Here is a 16389-nt window from a genome sequence, read left to right on the forward strand (position 1 = left end):
CTCAACTGCGCAGCAGGCGACGCTCTGCGCGTCCCGTTCGTGGGACCGGGGCGAGGGAGGTGCGGACGTTGTGAACCGTTCCGGGTTCGGTAGACAGCTGGGATGTCACCAGCGGACGGGTTCGTTGGCGCGGGTGTGCTGGTAATGGTAGGCGGTTTTGAACTCGGCTGGTGCTGTGTGACCGAGAGCCCTGTGGAGCCGGCGGTGGTTGTACCAGTCGGTCCACTCGGCGGTGGCGAACTCGACGTCCGTGGAGGTCTTCCGCAGCCCGCGGCGCCGGGCGGCTATTTGTTCTTGCCGTTGCCCTGCCCGCCGTTCGCCTGCCCGCCGTTGGCCTGGCCGTTGCCGGCCGCGGCGGTGCCGCCTGCTGTGCCGGCGGCGGAGTGCGCGGCGCTCCTGCCGGACTTGCCCGAGCCGGTCGAGTGGCTCGGCTTGGCCGCCGCGCCTGCCAGCTGTTCGGCGCAGTAGGCGGCCACCTTGTCCGTACCGCCGGCCGCTGTGATCAACTCCTGCCAGGCCGTCGCGTCGAGCGTCTTGCCGTGGCCCTGGACATGGTCATAGGCGCGGCAGTGGGCTTCGGTGTCCTGGTCGGTGGTGGGCCGGGCCGTCGGCCGGGCCTTGCCGGAGGGCGGTGCCGAGGCCGCGCCGCCCGGCCGATTCGAGGCGGCCGCCGACGGGTTCGCCGTGCCCCGGTTCTGTCCGGCACCCTCGGTGGAGGGACCGACGGAACCGATGGCCGCGACCGCCACACCGCCCAGGGCAAGGCTGGCGAAGACCACGCCGAACGTCAGCCTGACCGGGCGCCGCGCCCGCCGCTCGGCTGCCGGTCGCCAGTCGTCCCGGCGCCGGGTACGTGCACGATGCGCACCCGCAGCGCGGGCGGCCCGGAACGCGGCCACGGCCTGCTGCTCGCCTTGTGACCCGGGATCACCTGCACGAACGGCGACGGCCAGCGCGGTCTCCAGCGCTGCGTCCTCAAGTACGGTGTCATCGCCCGCGTCCCGAGGGTCCGACAGGGTGCCGTCGGGCCGCACACGCCGACGGCCCCCCACCCCGTCGCCGCTCAGCCGTTCACCCATGTCCGTTTCCGTTTCTGTCCGACCGCTTCGGTTCGTCCGCCATGTCGGCTCGCACGCCTTTCGGTCGATCCTGCCGCGGTTGCCGTTCACGTCGGCTCCCCCAGCGCGCGGGAAGCCACATCCGTCACACGCTGCTCCACTTCGCCACCGACATCCAGCTGACGGGCGAGGCGTTTCAGTCCCCGGTGGGCGGCCGTGCGCACCGCACCCGGCCGCTTGCCCAGGACGCGCGCGGCCGCCGGACCGTCCAGACCGACCACGACCCGCAGCAGCACGGCCTCGGCCTGGTCCTGCGGCAGTCCGTGGATCAGCTCCAGAGCCCACTCCGTGGAGAGGGACTCCAGAGCCTGCTCATGAGTGTTGTACGGGCCGGCCAGATCCAGTACGTCCTGGTCGGTACCGCTGGCCTGCGGCCGCACCCGCCGACGGCGCAGGTGGTCCAGCGCCCGGTGCCGGGCGATGGTCGCGGTCCAGCCGCGAAAGCCGGCGCCATCCCCCTTGAAGCGTCCGAGGTCACGGGCTATCTCCAGCCAGGCGTCGGACGCCACGTCCTCCGCGTCGTCGCCGACGACGCCCCGCAGGTAGCCCAGAAGGCCCGGCTGCACGATCTGGTAGGCGACCGCGAAGGAACTCTCGTCGCCCCGCTGCGCGCGCACGACCGCCGCACCCAGCTCCCCGTCGTACTCATGTACACGCCGGGGTTGCCGTACCTGGCCCAAGATTGCCCTCGTTCGCACCGTTCACAACCGAATTCCCGCCGTCCGTCGCGCTCCGGTCGCAACGACGGCCCCACGACAATCAGCGCACGCTCTCCCGGAAACGTCACAACGCCCAGGAGCCCCGTCCGCTATCACCTGTCTCCCGGTGATCAACTGCTGGATTCGGCAGGCACGACGGCGACGGAGCGGGACCGGTGCCGTCCGAACCTGGCGACGCTTCCAGCGGGCCCCGCGCTGGAGAGCTGGTCGAGCCCGGTACCGCACCGGTAGCGGCGATCCTCACCGGTTGTGAAGCCCCAGTCCGCCCCTGACCCTCTCTCTGTGCCGTTTACGACTCGCCCCGCGAGCGGCGCGGAGAGGACCGGTCAGACTTGAGGCGAGCGGTCGCTCCCGTCTCCCGGCACCGCGGGGCGTGTGACGTTCCGGCACTTCCGTGCGCTCCCTCTGTCATGAGTACGTATGTCCGTCTGCGAGCGGTGCCAGCCCCGGCACTGCGCAACAGTCCGGCCTGGCTTGGGCGGCTTTTCGCGAGCGACGGGGAGTCCCTGCGCCACCTGGTCGGCCGGTGCCCCGAGGGGATCCTGGACGCGTGTTGTCTGGACCAGGAGCGCATTTACACCAGCGCCCCGCTGGAGGCTCCAGGGGGCCGGCTCCAGGCCCAGGTGGTGCTCGGCGGCCGCCCGGTGTTCCGCAACCGGAGCGAGCCGCCGTTGCTGGTCCTCACGGCGGCCCAGACCCGCCGGGTGGCCGGATTTCTGGAGGACGCCGACTTCGACGCACTGTGGGACCTCGCCCGGGACCGGCTGCTTCCTGGTGACGGTGGGATGACCGCGGAGGCCGAGACGTCACACGCGTTCGTCGTCACGCACCGGGCGCTACGGGCGTTCTACACGCACGCGGCCCAGTGGGGGGCAGCGGTGGTGAAGTGCTGTTCCGAGGTGTGAGGGGTCGCGATCCAGGACGGGCTGGGACCGCCGCGAGGCGGGACCTGCGGATCCGCGGGGTGGGACTTGTGGCTGTGTGAGGCGGGAGGTGTAACAGTTTCGGCCCGCTGCGCTCTTTTCATGCGAACGACCACGTGGGTCGTCTTGGAGAGGAGGCGGGACTCGTGCAGTGGACGGGTGATGGTGGCGCAGGGTACGGCGAGGAGCCCCATGCCGGCCCGGGTCATGGGTATGCCCATGGCCAAGTGGCCACCGGGGGCACCACCGTTGACACGGTCACGGCGGAGCCGGCGCCCTCGGCCGCCGACGGGCCCGTGTTCGTCACCGGGCCGGGCCACCCCGCCGGGGCGGAGTGGGACTCTCCGCACGGTGACGTCATCACCGTGCCGCCGACGGACCATGACGAGCCCGGCCGTCCGGTAGCGGAACCGGACACGCCGGAGAGCGATCCGGCGCCCGTCTTCGTGGACGCCTCGGGTCGCCGTCAGCGCCGCGTGCGCCGTGCCGCGCAGTTGCTGGTGATCCCCGCCGCCTGCTACGTCGCCCTGCTCATCAGCACGGTCCTGGGCGGCCCCACCATCAGTGCCCCGTTCGTCCCGTTGCCCGAGACCCCTCGCACGGCCACGCCCCACGCGACTGTCCCCGACTCCCCGTCCGGCGCCGGCCACTCCGCAGGGAGTGCAGGCTCCAGCGAGGCGTTCGACAGCCCCGGTCCCGGTGCGCGTCAGACGGCCTCCGGCGTGACCGGTCGTCCGACGGCCTCGACCGCCCCCGTGGCCACGCCGGAGCCCACCACGGCGACTAGCGGCACCACCTCGCCGGCAGGCACCGCGACGCCGGCAGGCACCGCCTCGCCGACCCCCACCGCGACTCCCAGCGCCACTCCCACCACGGCGCACTCCACCAAGGGGCGCACCATCGCCTCGTCCCACAAGCCCGTGAAGTGAGCCAAGGCCCTGACGTGACCGATCGCCGACGCCGCACCGTTACGCCGCGCCTCCGCGGCCGCACCCGCAGAGTCACCCCCCGCACTCACTGGCTGTTGCTGTGCGTGCTCGTGGTGACCCTGTCTGCGGCCCTGCTGCTGCAGGGCTACACCCACCACATGTTCCAGATCACCTCAGACGACGTGACCGGTCCCCTTGGCCGTGCCGACACGGTGCCCGGCCAGGTGGCGCACGGCGGCCCCGTGATTGCGGGCGCCGCCGGTTCCCCGCACACCGCCCGCCCGAAGACCCGCACCATCGCCCTGACCTTCGACGACGGCCCCGACCCGGTCTGGACGCCACGCATCCTGGACGTGCTGCGCCGCAATCACGTGCACGCGACCTTCTTCGTGGTCGGCACCCAGGTGGTCGCCCACCCGGAACTGGTCCGCCGGATCGTCGCCGAGGGACACCAGATCGGCATCCACACCTTCACCCACCCCGACCTCTCCCGCATCGCCCCCTGGCAGCGCTCCCTGGAGCTGCGCGAGACCCAACTGGCGGTGGCGGGGGCCGCCGGCGTCACCACCGCGCTTCTCCGACCGCCGTACTCCTCGGAGAACGACGCCCTGGACGACGCCGACTGGTCCGTCCTCAAACAGGCGGACACGGCCGGGTACGTCACGGTGCTCTCCACCCTGGACGCCGAGGACTGGCAGCGCCCCGGCACCGCCCACGTCGTCGCGAACGCGACACCGCGCGGCAAGGCCGGGCAGGTCGTGCTGATGCACGACGCCGGAGGCGACCGTTCCCAGACCGTCGCCGCCCTGAACGCCCTCATCCCCCGGCTCAAGGCACGGGGCTTCCGGTTCTCGACGGTCGGCGCCGCGGTCGGCATGGCCGATCCCGTCCGGCCTGCCGGGCTGGACGACCATCTCCAGGGCATCGCCCTCGTCAAGATGCTGCAACTCGGCGACGGGACCATCCGGCTGCTCGGCGTGCTGATGTACGCGGCCGGAGCGATCAGCGTGCTGCGCGCGGGGGCCGTACTGGTTGCGGCCCGCAGGCACCGACAACTGCGGACGGGACGCCGGGCCAGGCCCTGGGGGCCGCCGGTGACCGAACCGGTCAGCGTCATCGTCCCGGCGTACAACGAGAGCGCCGGAATCGAGGCGGCCGTACGTTCCCTGGTCGCCTCGGACCATCCGGTGGAGATCATCGTGGTCGACGACGGCTCCACCGACGGCACCGCAGACCTGGTCGAGTCCCTCGGTCTGCCGGGAGTGCGGGTGATCCGGCAGCGGAACGCGGGCAAGCCCGCCGCGCTCAACACCGGCCTGGCCGCCGCCACCTGCGGCCTGGCGGTCATGGTCGACGGCGACACCGTCTTCGAACCCGACACCGTCCGCACGATCGTGCAGCCCTTCGCCGACCCCCGGGTGGGCGCCGTCTCGGGCAACGCGAAGGTCGTCAACCGCGGTGGCCTGCTGGGCCGTTGGCAGCACATCGAGTACGTGGTCGGCTTCAATCTCGACCGCCGCCTCTTCGACCTCGCAGAGTGCATGCCGACCGTGCCCGGCGCGGTCGGGGCGTTCCGGCGCCGGGCACTGCTCGCCCTCGGTGGGGTCAGCGACGTCACCCTTGCTGAGGACACCGACCTCACCATGGCGCTGTGCCGGGCCGGCTGGCGTGTGGTGTACGAGGAAGGGGCGGTTGCCTGGACCGAGGCGCCCGCATCGCTCGGCGCCCTGTGGCGGCAGCGGTACCGTTGGTGCTACGGCACCCTGCAGGCGATGTGGAAGCACCGCGGCGCGCTGGTGCAACGCGGCGCCGCCGGAAAGCTCGGCCGCCGTGGCCTTGTCTATCTCCTCCTCTTCCAGGTCCTGCTGCCCCTGCTGGCGCCGGTCGTGGACGTCTTCGCCGTCTACGGCCTGCTCTTCCTCGACCCGGTCCGGATCACCGCCCTGTGGCTCGCCTTCCTGCTTCTGCAACTGCTGATGGGCCTGTACGCGTTCCGCCTCGACGGCGAACGCCCCGGCCCGCTGTGGAGCCTGCCGCTGCAGCAGTTCGTCTACCGCCAGCTGATGTCCCTGGTGGTCATCCAGTCCGTCTTCACAGCCGTGTCGGGTTCACGGCTGCGGTGGCAGCGCATGGAGCGCTACGGCAGTCTGCAGGCGCCGACGGGCAAGCAGACGTCCGCCCCGGAGTCGGCACCGTACGAGTCCGTCCAGCAGCCGACGTCGTACGAGGGTCGTCCACCGATCCGGACCGGCGCTGTCCGCGGGTATGCACCCGGAGAACGACATCGTCGGCGGTGAAGCGTGCCTTCGGCCGGTCCAGGCCGTCATCAGTGGACGGCGATGTTTTTGCCCGCTCGCCCGGGCGGATGCCGAGGCAGGGGCCGGAGCCGGATGCGGCGAGGCGAGCGGGGAGCGGCGGCCTTTCTCCACCGCGCGCAGCTGCTCCCGGTCGACCTCCGGGCGGGCGGGGATGACCGCGTCGACGGACGCCGTGGTGTAGCGCGCGACGGCCTTCCGGGCATGGTCGAGGGGCTGACATCCCCCACAGAGCATCCCCCACAGAGCACCCAAAGCACCGTCATGGCCGGGAAGAGAGAACGGCCGGGGCGGAGTGCGGGGAGCGCTGCGTGACCGTGGGCCCGGAGGCGGGGCACGGATCCTTCGCCGCGGTGCGGGAGGAGATCCGACCGTGCTGCCTGCACCCTGCTGGCAGGGGGCCGGCGTGTCACGCGGCGTCGACGTGACGATGCGCCGACGGAGATCGCCCAGCGCATGGCCACGATGCTTCCTGATCGGCGCGCCGACAGGTCAGGCCTGGGACGACGGTTCGACGTCGAGGTGGTCGGTGAGCCCTTCACAGCAGGGACAGAGGACCTGCCACCTGCGACCGCGGCGCACCCGCCACCGGTTCGCCCTTTGCCAGGGGCTCGATCCCGACCGACTCCGGCAGTCACTGCTGCGCGGGCGCGAGCCCGTCCCACCCGGCCCGCTGCCCGGCCGCCCACACCCCCAGGTCCTCGCCCCGGACGATGAGTTCACCCGCTCCGGCCGGGAGGACGCCGCCCGCCTTCGTGTGGGCGAGGACGAGCCGGCAGCTCCGCTGCCAGGACAAGCTCCCACACGGAGCACCATCCGGGGTCGAGGTCGGTCAGGGCCTCGAGACGCGCCTCTGACAGCCCTCCCGTGTACGGAAGGATCGATTCACCCGCTAACGATCAAAACGGTGAGCGGTTCTGTCGCCCTGACCGATCGCTGCGGTGCCGCCGGGCCGCGCCTCGCCTCGCCGCCCGCATACTGCCCACCGACGGCACCGCCCTCCGTCCCGCCGTCGGGCACGCCGCGGCCCCGGCGCCTGATCCGTCAGCCCTGTGCGGTGGGGCGGACGACGAGCTCATTGACGTCGACGTTCGATGGCTGGCTGATGGCGAAGGCGATCGCTTCGGCGATGGCCGAGGCGGGGATCGCCAGCTGCTCAGCCGCCGCCCGGGCGGCGCCCTGGGCTTGTGGTGAGCCGCCGCGGTGCGTCAGCTCGCTGCGTGTGAATCCGGGGCTGACGACAGTGACCCGGATGTCCCGGCTCTCCTGCCGCAGCCCCTCCGACACGGCTGCCACGGCGAACTTGGTGGCACTGTAGACGGCGGCCGTCGGATCCACCCGGTGCCCCGACACCGACGACACGTTCACGATGTGGCCACCTGCCTGCCGCCGCATCTGGGGCAGCACGGCGGCGATTCCGTGAAGCACGCCGCGCAGGTTGACATCGATCATCTGTTCCCACTCGGCGATGCGCAGATCCTCGACCGGTGACAACGGCATCACGCCGGCGTTGTTGATCAGCACGTCGATGCCGCCGTACTCCTCCACGCCGGCTGCGGCGAAGGCACGCACGGAGTCGAGACGGGTCACGTCGAGTTCGCGGTGGGTGACCGAACCGCCGGCCGCACGGAGCTCTCCGGCGAGGGCGGCCAGCCGGTCGGTCCGGCGGGCGCCGAGAAGCACACGGTGGCCGAGCCCGGCGAGCCGGCGCGCGGTGGCCTCGCCGATGCCGCTGCTGGCGCCGGTGATCAGGACGGTCTTCGATTGTGCTGGCGTGTCCACGTGTGCTCCTTCAGATATGCCAAGACGGCGACTGCCGCGCCTTCGACTTCACCGCGTCGGCGAGGCGCGGACAAGGGACCGTGAGCCTGGGTGCCGCGCACCCAGGCTCACGCACCCTTCTTCGCCGTGGGACGCGGGTGGAGGCTGGAGGAACCGGTGAGGACGTCGGGCTGAGCCTGAACGCGTCTGCCGGGACGACACGAGAGGGCCGCCATGAGCGACGAACGTAAGATCCAGGAGGTCCTGGCGCGCTATGTACGGGCCACGGACCAGCGCGACGGCAGGACCCAGGGGGCGCTGTTCGCCGACGACGCGGTCGTGCAGAGTCTCTTCAAGACGGGGCCCGGCAGCCACGAGCCGGTCGCCCCGCCGATGATCGGCGGGGCCGCCGTGGAGTACGCGGTGGACCACTACATGGCCCCGCACCCCGTGGGCGGCTCCAGCCACCACGTGACCGCCGACCACATCATCGAGATCGACGGCGACCGCGCCCACATGAGCGCCCAGTTCATCGTCTTCCGCGTCCAGGCCGCCGCGCGGCCCGAGAGTGGCTGGGCGGACGGCACCTTCGGCTCCCAGGGCACTGTGCAACCCATAGAGTCCGGGTACTACGACACCGACCTGCGTCGGATCGACGGCGAATGGAAGATCGTGGGCCACCGGATCCTGCTGGACATGCCCTATGTCATTCCGGGCGTCTGAGCGGCGCGCCGCGACGCCGGGGAAGGGAGAGGGTCCGTGATCAGGTGTCTGACGGTCCCGAACCAACCGATCGCCGATCCGGCGGGCGGAGCTAGCATCGGTGGCATGAACCCCCGCGACAACGACCTCGGCGCCTTCCTCCGCGCGAGCCGCTCGCGTCTGGAGCCGGGCGACGCGGGGCTGGCCGGCGGGGTCTCGGGGCGACGCGTTCGCGGCCTGCGACGCGAGGAGGTCGCCGTGCTCGCCGGGGTCAGCGCGGACTACTACGCCCGTCTCGAGCAGGGACGCGAGCGCAATCCCTCCGTCCAGGTGATCGATGCCCTGGGACACGCCCTACGCCTCGCGCCCGAGGCACGTGAGCACCTGTTCCGGCTGGCGGGGCTCAATCCCCGGCTGGGCCCGGACAGTCCCCGGGACCTCGTGCACCCGTCGCTGCTGGGGCTGCTGGAATCCTTCTCCCGGGCGGCGGCATACGTGCTCGGCCCGGCCCTCGACGTGCTCGCGGCGAACCCGATCGCCGAGGCGCTGCTGGCCCCCTTCGGCACCGAGCGGAACATGCCCCGTGTCCTGTTCACCGATCCCCGGGCCAAGGAGGTGTTCGCCGACTGGGAGCTGCAGCTGAGCAGCAGCGTCTATGCGCTGCGCCTGAACGCGGGGCGCTTCCCGGACGACGCGGAGATCACCGACCTTGTCGCCGAACTCAGCGCGGCCTCGCCGCAGTTCAGGGCGCTGTGGGCCGACCATGACGTCGCGGGCCTCACCCGGAAGTTCAAGGTGTTCGTGCACCCCGAGGTCGGCCGCGTCGAGCTGACCTACCAGACGTTCGAAGTGGTCGACGCTCCCGGCCAGCAACTGCTCGTCGGCACCCCCGAGCCCGGTAGCCGCAGCGAGGAAGCCCTGACGTACCTGGCCTCGATGGCGGAGCAGGCCTGAGCATTCCGTCACCACGCCCGGACCTGGCCCCCTTCCCGGGTCCCGCCCACCGGGCGGCACGCACGCCGTGGAAACGCGACCGGACGGTATCCGCCGAGCCGCGACCTCCGCCCCGTAGGAAAGGACAGCCTGTCATTCCCGAGATCCTGGAAATCACCACCCTCCGCCCCGCGCCGGGCCTCACGCCGGAGGACTTCGTCGCGGCGAATGCGGACATCAACGAGTACCTCAGAGGCAGGCCCGGTTTTCAGTGGCGCCGGATCGTCGTGCGCGCCGACGGCACGGTCCTCGACATCGTCGCCTACGACAGCATCGAGCACGCCCGCTCGGGAGCCGCCGGGATCACCGGGGAGATGGGCGGCTCGCCCGTGCACGACGCGATCGACCATGCCACCGTCGACTGGCAGTTCACGACCGTGATCCAGTACGTGGAGCCCTGACCGACGGGAGGAGACGACGATGCCCTTCGCCGACGAACTCGTCAACGGCCACACCGTGCGGCTGCTGACCCGAGCCGTCCGTTCCGCGCTGCCCGGCGTGGAACCCGCCTCGCTGCGGGCCGCCGCGCAACGCCTCGGCCCCCTCCCGCTGCGCGAACGGGCGGACCTGCTGCGCGACGCCCTCCTGGTGGACGTGCCCGGCGGATACGCCGAGCTGGCGGGCGTGGTGCGGGCCGCCCGGGACGCCGTGCCGGGGTTCGGCGGGTGGCTCATCTGGCCGGTCACGAGTGCTGTCGCCGCGAAGGCGGTGGCCGAGGGCACCGACACCGCCTTCGACGACGCGATGGCGCTTCTCGCCGACCTCACCGGGCGGCTGACCTCCGAGTTCGCCCTGCGCATCCTGCTGCGGCACGACCTGGACCGGGCGCTCGGGATCATCGCCGGATGGACGGCTGCCACCGACCCCGATGTGCGCCGCCTCGCCGTGGAGGGCACTCGGCCCTACCTCCCCCGATCGGTCCCGGTGCCGGAGCTCGTCGCCCGTCCCGGTGCGACCGTGCCCGTCCTCGACGCCCTCCACCGCGACGACAGCGAGTACGTCCGGCGATCCGTCGCCGACCACCTCGACGACCTCGGCCGTGGCCACGCAGACCTCGCCGTGGCCACCGCCAGACGCTGGCTGGATGCTCCTGCACCGACGACGGGACGGCTCGTGCGCCGCGGACTGCGCACGCTCGTCAAACGCCGCCACCCCGGGGCCCTCGAACTGCTCGGTTTCACCTCGGCGACGCTCGAGGTCGACGGACCGGTGCTCGACCGTACCCGTGTTCCGTTCGGCGGGAGTGTTCGCTTCACCGCGACCATCCGTAACGTCGGAGCCTCGGACGCCCGGCTGGCGATCGACTACGTGGTCCACCACCGCGGGGCCGACGGGTCGCGAAGTACCAGGACGTTCAAGCTCACGGCCCGCGCCGTCGCCCCGGACGAGACGATCGCGGTGACCCGGGAACACTCCTTCCGGCCCCTTGCCACCCGCGGCTGCCACCCGGGCCGGCACGCAATCGCCCTGCACATCAACGGCGTCACCTCGGACCTCGCGGAGTTCGAAATCCAGGCGCCCTGAGTAGGAGGACTCCCTCAGGTCTGTCTTGATCTTGGTGTCGAGGGAGTCCGGCTGGGCAGGGGCTGGTGGCAGGTGGTGGATGCCGGTCCAGCACCTCGCGACGTTCTTGCCCGCGAAGTGGGCCAGGCGGCCGCCGCCTGCCTGCCGCTACCGAGTCCGGTGTCGAGGAGCCGACACGGCAGAGGTGGGTAGTGGCCCGCCGCAGCATCAGCAGGCCCGGCGAGATCGCCTGCTGCCTCGCCTGCACTCCGCTGGAGGTCACCGTCACCGATGTGGTCCGCGTCGGCGGATGCCGCTGGAAGATCGAGCAGTGTTTCCAGAGCGCGAAGGACGAGTGCGGCCTGGACCAGTACGAGGTCTGCCGCTCCGTGGGCCGGCACCGGGACATCACGCCTGCCGTGCTCGCCCACGCGTTTCTCGCGACAATGACCGTGCAGGAGCGTGAAAGAGGGGTGCCGAGGCCGGTACGTCCGACCTCGTGGAGCTCACACCAGCCGAAATCCGTCGTCTGCCGGCAACTCAACCCCGCCACCGTCCTGCAGCCGAGACCATGTGCCGAACTGGTCCCGACGGCGCCGCCGTCCCCAGGCACGTGCCCGACGCTGCTGTCACTACGTGCGGCGCGGGCACCCGTTGGTGGGACGACCTGTCTCCAAGACCGTCCCACCCATACCCAATCCCCACGACCCTCCCCAGCGTCAGGCCGTTGACCAGGAGAAAGACAGGAGTCCAAAGTCCGGCTGGAGTACTGGGATCCGCGACATCGTCAGCAATGAGGGCGGGATCGTCAGCAACGGATCCACAATTCCGAGATCTCGTTGACGATGGCTACGTCCAGTAGCGGTCTCCTCGGGTGGGGTTCCCTCCAGGGGGCGGTTCTTCCCGCCCCCTTCGAGGACCGGGGCATGACGATACGGGCGTGGGCGTACGGTGATCACTGGGTCGGCACGGGTACGGCGCGGGAAGCAGAGGGAGCCGAGCGGCCGGCGCTGGTGGTCGCTCACAGGGAGGAGCCCACACCCCTGGCGGTCGCTTTGGGCGAGGACCTCGACTGGATGCAGCGGCTTGTACGGATCAACGGCTGGACAGGGGCCGCCCGGCGGCAAGACGTGGACTGGGCGGAGGTCGAGTCACGCCTGGGCACCGCGGTGCCGAGCGACTACAAGCGGATGGCCGAGACGTTCGGCGAAGGCGCCTTCGACGGTTTTCTGGACCTGAACCAGGAGCCATGGACGGGCCTCAGGGAGGACGGGCTGCTCAGCTGGGCGGGCACCGGATCATGAGGACTTGTACTGCTGGAAAGCCGACGGCGACGCCCCCGACCGTTGCTTTCCGTCAGCGGGACCACCGCAGGACCGTACCGGGGGCGACCTGTCGCAAAAGGTAGCGATCTTGATCTGTAGACGCCGGAAGGCCGGTTCCCTTCTGGCTGCTTCTTTCGCTACTCCCCGTGCCGTGGTAGGCGTGCCACTGCTGCGGGAGGCCGGCGATGTCTGGGGGCCGGCGTGTCAGGTGCCCGCAGCCTTGATTGCGGAAAGGAATTCCTCGACGCTGAGAGTCGCGTGCGATATGAGTGGGTACCGCAGGATCATGGCGTCGTATGCGGGGCGTCCACCGTAGGCTGCTGTCGCGTCCGTGAATGTCGTGACGTGAAAACCGTGTTCCATGCAACTGCGCGCGGTCGATTCCACACACATGGTTCCGACCATGCCGGCGATGGCGATGTACTCGACATCGTGCTGCCGCATCTGTACTTCGAGGTCCGTATTGGCCAGAACGTCGATGTTCTTGTGTGGGATGATGACAATCTCGCCGTCGATGGGGGAGAGGTCCGGGTGAAAGTCGGCACCCCAGCTCCCTTCCACGAACAGGCGGTTGTCGAACATTTCGTGGTGCACGCCTGAGATGTGCTTCCAGGTCGTGTAGTCGCTTTCCGTGTATGACATCGGGGCGTGAAAGACGGGGAAACCTTGCTCCCGGGCTCCCGCGAGGAGTGTCTTGAGGTTTTCGAGGGTGCCGATCCGCTCGAATTCCTCCTTGAAGACTCTGTATGCCTTCCCCTCTTCGGAGAATACGTCGTTGACGGTGTCTATGAGGAGCAGTCCTATGCGTCCCCGCTCGTACGACAGAGCGTTCATCTAGACCTCCGTTGCCGCTTTGCTTGTAGAGAGATTCTAGGACGAAGCATCTGGTGGCGCGCGCTGGCAACCAGACCGTACTCGAAACGCTGAGGCCGGTCTTTCACGAGATTTTTGTGACAGCTTGCTCGTCGCGGACCGGACAGACCCGAATGGCGCCGCCGCCGTGCCATATGGCTCGTGCGGGTTCGGTTTGCCGCCCGCTGGAGCGTCGCCTCGCGTCGGCTGCCTGCGGGAGCGATGATCGCTGAGGAGACGTCACGGAAGCACCCGGGCAGGGGGGTCACGGAACGGAGTATGTATTTGACCGGCCGCAAGTATCTGGTGGCTCCCAATCTCTTCGGCATCAGCTTTGGTCTGGCAGGCCTGGCTCAAGCGTGGACAGCGGCACACAGCGTGGCGCGCACACCCGAATGGCCGGGAATCGTTCTGTGGTTGGGTGCCGGCCTTCTGTGGCTTCTGACAATGGCCGCCTACGTGGTGAATGTCAGTTCTCGGGGACATCTGGGGAAAGAATTCACACACCCGGTTACTGGCCCGTTCATTTCACTGGTGCCGATCGTTCCCATGCTCATCGGTGTCGCCCTGAAGCCGTACGCGGACACAGCCGGTAAATGCATCTTCCTAGTCGCATTTGTCGTCACGGTCACTCTGGGCGGATTCCTGACCGGCGCGTGGATCCGCGTCGACATGAAACTCGTTGACTGGCATCCAGGATATTTCCTGCCTACCGTGGCCGGCGGTCTGCTGGCGGCGGGTGGGGCAGCATCATTCGGCTGGGTCAGACTTTCCGAGCTCATGTTCGGGTTCGGGTTCATCTGCTGGGTCGTCCTCGGCTCGATTCTCCTTCTCAGATTGTTCACGCAGCCCGCACTGCCGAATCGGCTGCTGCCCGTCATCGCCATCGAATTCGCTCCGCCTGTCGTGGCCGGGAACGTCTGGTTTGCGATGAACGGAGGAAGAGCAGATTTCGTGGCGAGCGGACTGGCAGGCTACGCACTGCTCATGGCGCTCGTGCAGATTTCCATGATTCCCTCGTACCGGACGGCTCCTTTCGGGCCGCCCTACTGGGCGTTCGCCTTCACGTACGTCGCCGCTGTCACGGATGTGATCTTCTGGCTGAGAGCCGAGGACGTCGATCATTCGAGGGTGATCGCGTACGTTCTCCTCGCACTCTCCACCCTTGGCTATGCGGCACTTGCGGCACGGACGGTAAAGGGCATGGTTCAAGGCACATTTCTTCCCGGGTATCCGGCTGCGCGCTGACCCGACCGGGCTCCGGTGGGGCCGACCGGCAAGAGGACGCAGGGTGGTGAAAGTGCTCGGCTCCGCATGGGCCCTCGTAAACTGTGCGGAGGTGTCACACGAGCGAAGTCTGCTTCGTGGACTCGCCTGCTGCGCCCCGCACTTGTGCGCCAACGCCTGGCGAGTTGTGTCGATGCGGCGTTCAGGTGACTCGTCCGTCACGGCCCAAGCGATATAGGCGTCAGGCCGGCCCAGCACACTTCTTACCGTCGAGCCCTGTGCGGACACGGTCTCCACTCTGTCGGACCACCCGCTGATCGACGAGGCGAGGGTGAGCGGAGTCGTTCGAGGTGGCAAGCACGAACCGGCGGGCACGAAGTGCCTCGTAGAGTCGGCGCCCGTCGCTCCGGGGGACATCGGGTGCGCTGGTCGACGATCCGGTCTGCCGCAGACTTCGAGACGCCGGACAGCGGGGCGAGTTGGCGCAATAGTGAAAGTGCTGGGCGAGACGGCTCTCGCCCTCCTTGTAACCCCGACGACGTGGGCCGATGGGTCCGTCAGTTCGCGGAGCGTGGCAGTACGGCGAGGGCGGTGCGAGCGATGTCCGTCAGTGTCTCCTCGTTGGCTCCGGCCTTGGCCAGCGCTTCGATGCCCCGTAGTACGGCGAGCACCAGCGCGGCCAGCTGTCCGGGATCCGCCTTCGCGTCGAGGTCGCCGTTGCGCTGGCAGGCGGCGATGTCGTCCTTCAGCAGTGCGTGCAGCGCTTCGATGGCTGTGTGCGCACGCTGGGCCACGGTTTTGTCGTGTTCGGCCAGCTCGGCGGTGCCTTTGGCCAGCAGGCATCCGCGCTGGGCGGTGTCCGCGGCGGCTGCGGCCACCGCGTGAATGTGGGCGGACAATCGCGTGTACGCGTTCTCGTCATCGCCGCGCAGTTGCTGGGCTGTGGCGTCGACTACTGAGGTGCAGTAGTCGTCGAACACGCGGTGGAAGAGGTCCTGCTTGCCGCCGAACGCGCCGTACAGGCTGCCTTTGCCGAGGCCTGTCGCCGCAGCGATGTCGTCCATGCTCGTGGCGGCGTACCCGCCCGCCCAGAACCGCTCCCGTGCGGTCGCCACTACCTGCTGCTCGTCGAATTTCCGAGGTCGTGCCATGGAGGTGATCCTACGCGTTCTTGACTGCTTCGTCCATAACGGCTAGCGTTATGGACGAAGCAGTCAAGAACTATCTAGGAGTGGCGCGTCATGACGGCAGTACTCGCAGGCAAAGTGGCCGTGGTCACCGGGGCGAACAGCGGCATCGGGCTGGCTGCGGCGCGGCGATTCGCCGCTGAAGGCGCCCATGTGATCATCACCGGCCGACGCCAGGATGCGCTGGACGCGGCCGCCGCCGAGATCGGCCACGACGTCACCGCCGTCCGCGGAGACATAGCCAGCCCAGCCGACCTCGACCGGCTCTTCTCGGTCATCGCCGAGCAGGGCCGCCGCGTCGACGTACTCTTCGCGAACGCCGGCGGCGGGGAATTCGCAACCCTGGAGGAGGTGACGGAGCAGCACTTCGACGACACGTTCAACATCAACGTTCGCGGGACGCTCTTCACCGTGCAGAAAGCACTTCCGCTCCTCAATGACGGCGCCTCGGTAATCCTGACCGGTTCCACCGCCGCCACCACCGGCGGAGAGGCGTTCGGCGTCTATGCCGCATCGAAGGCGGCCGTCCGCTCCTTCTCGCGCACCTGGGCCAACGAGCTGCGTGGCCGTGGCATCCGTGTCAACACCCTGGTGCCCGGACCGATCAAGACCCCGGGAATCACCGGCCTCGCGCCCAACGAGGAAGAGGCCAAGTCGCTGCACGCCTTCTTCGCGCAGCAGGTTCCTCTCGGCCGCATGGGCGAGCCCGCCGAAGCGGCCGCGGCTGCTCTCTTCCTCGCGTCCGACCAGAGCAGTTTCGTCACCGGCGCCGAGCTCTACGTCGACGGTGGACTGAACCAGATCTGAGTGGTCCTCCGTCCAGCAGCGGGCCGAG

17 protein-coding genes and 1 pseudogene are annotated in these 16389 nt (G+C 69.6%); 10 read left to right on the forward strand and 8 right to left on the reverse strand.

Annotated features, from left to right (window positions below; genetic code table 11):
• Positions 1-105: 105 nt before the first annotated feature.
• From ACFXI4_RS35220 to ACFXI4_RS35230, 3 genes are all read right to left on the reverse strand, one after another.
• Positions 106-288: an integrase core domain-containing protein gene (locus ACFXI4_RS35220; protein WP_384999026.1), complete on the reverse strand. Its 183-nt coding sequence runs from the start codon at positions 286-288 to the stop codon at positions 106-108.
• Positions 285-1079, reverse strand: coding sequence for a hypothetical protein (locus ACFXI4_RS35225; protein ID WP_384998850.1), 795 nt, complete (start codon positions 1077-1079; stop codon positions 285-287). Before ACFXI4_RS35225 ends, ACFXI4_RS35220 begins: the two co-directional genes overlap by 4 nt.
• An 86-nt stretch (positions 1080-1165) precedes the next feature.
• Positions 1166-1798 carry an RNA polymerase sigma factor gene (locus tag ACFXI4_RS35230; protein ID WP_384998853.1) on the reverse strand — a complete coding sequence of 211 codons (633 nt, stop codon included), beginning with the start codon at positions 1796-1798 and terminating at the stop codon, positions 1166-1168.
• Between the two features lie 449 nt (positions 1799-2247).
• On the opposite strand from ACFXI4_RS35230, the gene ACFXI4_RS35235 reads away from it, so the two are divergent.
• From ACFXI4_RS35235 to ACFXI4_RS35245, 3 genes are all read left to right on the forward strand, one after another.
• Complete coding sequence (locus tag ACFXI4_RS35235; protein ID WP_384998856.1) at positions 2248-2742, forward strand: DUF1877 domain-containing protein; 495 nt, start codon at positions 2248-2250, stop codon at positions 2740-2742.
• 245 nt (positions 2743-2987) lie between these two features.
• The gene (locus ACFXI4_RS35240; protein ID WP_384998858.1) at positions 2988-3689 is read left to right on the forward strand and encodes a hypothetical protein; all 702 of its coding nucleotides are present in this window, start codon (positions 2988-2990) and stop codon (positions 3687-3689) included.
• A 113-nt stretch (positions 3690-3802) separates the two neighbouring features.
• A complete protein-coding gene (locus ACFXI4_RS35245) occupies positions 3803-5986 on the forward strand; it encodes a bifunctional polysaccharide deacetylase/glycosyltransferase family 2 protein (protein ID WP_384998860.1) in 2184 nt (727 codons plus the stop codon).
• Positions 5987-6638: 652 nt separating this feature from the next.
• Here the strand turns inward: ACFXI4_RS35245 and ACFXI4_RS35250 are convergent.
• Positions 6639-6800, reverse strand: a complete 162-nt coding sequence (locus ACFXI4_RS35250) for a hypothetical protein (protein WP_384999035.1) — start codon at positions 6798-6800, stop codon at positions 6639-6641.
• A gap of 248 nt (positions 6801-7048) precedes the next feature.
• Positions 7049-7786 carry an SDR family oxidoreductase gene (locus tag ACFXI4_RS35255; RefSeq protein ID WP_384998863.1) on the reverse strand — a complete coding sequence of 246 codons (738 nt, stop codon included), beginning with the start codon at positions 7784-7786 and terminating at the stop codon, positions 7049-7051.
• A 213-nt stretch (positions 7787-7999) separates the two neighbouring features.
• Between ACFXI4_RS35255 and ACFXI4_RS35260 the strand changes: the two genes are divergently transcribed.
• From ACFXI4_RS35260 to ACFXI4_RS35280, 5 genes are all read left to right on the forward strand, one after another.
• Positions 8000-8488: a nuclear transport factor 2 family protein gene (locus ACFXI4_RS35260; protein WP_384998866.1), complete on the forward strand. Its 489-nt coding sequence runs from the start codon at positions 8000-8002 to the stop codon at positions 8486-8488.
• A gap of 105 nt (positions 8489-8593) precedes the next feature.
• Positions 8594-9421 carry a helix-turn-helix transcriptional regulator gene (locus ACFXI4_RS35265; protein ID WP_384998870.1) on the forward strand — a complete coding sequence of 276 codons (828 nt, stop codon included), beginning with the start codon at positions 8594-8596 and terminating at the stop codon, positions 9419-9421.
• A 266-nt stretch (positions 9422-9687) separates the two neighbouring features.
• Positions 9688-9861, forward strand: coding sequence for a hypothetical protein (locus ACFXI4_RS35270; RefSeq protein ID WP_384998873.1), 174 nt, complete (start codon positions 9688-9690; stop codon positions 9859-9861).
• Positions 9862-9880: 19 nt separating this feature from the next.
• On the forward strand, positions 9881-10984 hold the full coding sequence (locus tag ACFXI4_RS35275; RefSeq protein WP_384998876.1) for a DNA alkylation repair protein: 1104 nt from the start codon (positions 9881-9883) through the stop codon (positions 10982-10984).
• Positions 10985-11889: 905 nt separating this feature from the next.
• Complete coding sequence (locus ACFXI4_RS35280; RefSeq protein ID WP_384998878.1) at positions 11890-12267, forward strand: hypothetical protein; 378 nt, start codon at positions 11890-11892, stop codon at positions 12265-12267.
• Positions 12268-12492: 225 nt separating this feature from the next.
• Here the strand turns inward: ACFXI4_RS35280 and ACFXI4_RS35285 are convergent, their stop codons facing one another.
• A complete protein-coding gene (locus ACFXI4_RS35285) occupies positions 12493-13122 on the reverse strand; it encodes a cysteine hydrolase family protein (RefSeq protein ID WP_384998881.1) in 630 nt (209 codons plus the stop codon).
• Between the two features lie 303 nt (positions 13123-13425).
• Here ACFXI4_RS35285 and ACFXI4_RS35290 point away from each other — a divergent pair, with 303 nt between their 5' ends.
• Positions 13426-14388 carry a TDT family transporter gene (locus ACFXI4_RS35290; RefSeq protein ID WP_384998884.1) on the forward strand — a complete coding sequence of 321 codons (963 nt, stop codon included), beginning with the start codon at positions 13426-13428 and terminating at the stop codon, positions 14386-14388.
• 147 nt (positions 14389-14535) lie between these two features.
• Here the strand turns inward: ACFXI4_RS35290 and ACFXI4_RS35295 are convergent.
• A pseudogene (locus ACFXI4_RS35295) lies at positions 14536-14784 on the reverse strand (hypothetical protein); the annotation flags it as partial.
• 140 nt (positions 14785-14924) lie between these two features.
• Complete coding sequence (locus ACFXI4_RS35300; protein ID WP_384998887.1) at positions 14925-15518, reverse strand: TetR/AcrR family transcriptional regulator; 594 nt, start codon at positions 15516-15518, stop codon at positions 14925-14927.
• A 90-nt stretch (positions 15519-15608) separates the two neighbouring features.
• On the opposite strand from ACFXI4_RS35300, the gene ACFXI4_RS35305 reads away from it, so the two are divergent.
• Entirely contained in the window at positions 15609-16361 is a 753-nt protein-coding gene (locus ACFXI4_RS35305) for an SDR family oxidoreductase (RefSeq protein ID WP_384998890.1), read from the forward strand.
• The last annotated feature ends 28 nt before the right edge of the window (positions 16362-16389 follow it).

It is taken from the genome of Streptomyces sp. NPDC059224, assembly GCF_042754285.1.
Classification (GTDB): Bacteria; Actinomycetota; Actinomycetes; order Streptomycetales; family Streptomycetaceae; genus Streptomyces.